The sequence below is a fragment of the Mycobacterium sp. genome (assembly GCF_008709575.1).
Lineage (GTDB): Bacteria > Actinomycetota > Actinomycetes > Mycobacteriales > Mycobacteriaceae > Mycobacterium.
Genome location: NZ_VYIK01000165.1, coordinates 1 through 1,309 on the forward strand (window position 1 = coordinate 1; position 1,309 = coordinate 1,309).

The window sequence follows — 1,309 nt, forward strand, 5'->3', positions numbered from 1 at the left end:
TTGCCCAGACTGTGCAGACCCTCGAAGACCACCACATCTACGTGCTGCTCGGCGGCGCCGACGAGGACTCCTACAGCGCCACGTTCATGGGCGAAGGTGCGCCGGAGTGGGCGACGGAAACCGGCGGTCTGCCCAACATCAACTTCGGCTTCCCGTACAACAACCTGATCGACCCCGCCAACCTCGGCGCGTGGTCTGCGTTCTTCGCCAACGCCGACGCGCCCAACGGGATCGGGCTGGAAAACGAGTACGCGCAGATGTGGGAATACGTCGCCAACTACTTCAACGGCAACCCCGACATCGTCGGCTACGAGATCATGGACGAACCGTGGGCGGGCCTGTCGTGGCCGCTGACTGTGCTGGGCAGCCCGGCCTTCGGCGCGCAACAGCTGACCCCGTTCTTCGACCAGGTGACGGCGGCGATGCGGGCCGTCGACCCGACCACCCCGGTGTATACCGAACCCAACCTGCTCTACGAACTGGGGTTGACTCCCATCACGCAGGGCACGGTGGACTACCCCCACGTGGTCTTCGGGTTCGAGGATTACTGCGTCCTGGGTATTTTCGGCATCACCGCCGGTTGCGGGGCGCTCACCGACGCCGTCGCGAACAGGGCGGTGGCCTACGCCGACGCCCACAACATCCCGGCACTTTTGGAAGAGTTCGGCGCCGGGGATAACCAGACCATCAACGCCGAGGGCGTGCATGCCGCCGACCAGAACCTGATCGGTTGGTCTTACTGGACGTTCACCGGCCAAGGCGACATCACGACCACCTCGTCGCCCTCGAGTTTGGAATCGCTGGTGTACAACCCCAGCCAGCCGCCGGTGGGCGCCAATGTGAACACCGCAACCCTGGACACGTTGGCTGAGCCGTATCCGCAGACGGTGTCGGGTACCCCGAATTCGTTTTCGTTTGACGATGGGGTTTTCCGGTTCAGTTATTCGGTTGAGAAGCCGGATGGGGTGGGCAGTTTCCCGGTGGGCTCGCAGACCACCATCGCGGTGCCGGCAATCGACTTCCCGCACGGGTATGAGGTCGCTGTGACGGGGGGGCAGGTGGTGTCGGCGCCGGATGCCCCGCAGTTGGTGATCGTCTCCACCGGTAGCGCGCACACCGTGGAGGTGACGGTGAGCCCGGCGGGTGTGGCTGATGGGGCGGCGCCGACGGTGTCGGGGTCGTCGGTGTCGGGGGTGGTGGGCTGGTTTGACCGCGAGGTGTATGCCCCGCTGCACGCCGGTTTGGAGGATTGGATTTCTGACACGAAAATAACGGTGACCACAAGCTGGTGAGGGCAGGTAGGGGTGAC

The 1,309-nt window shown here is 64.6% G+C and carries 1 protein-coding gene; it reads left to right on the forward strand.

Translation table 11 applies throughout. The features are described from left to right. On the forward strand, positions 1-1,292 hold a 1,292-nt coding region (locus tag F6Q13_RS17565), incomplete at its 5' end, for a cellulase family glycosylhydrolase (RefSeq protein WP_293059276.1). Positions 1,293-1,309: the final 17 nt, after the last annotated feature.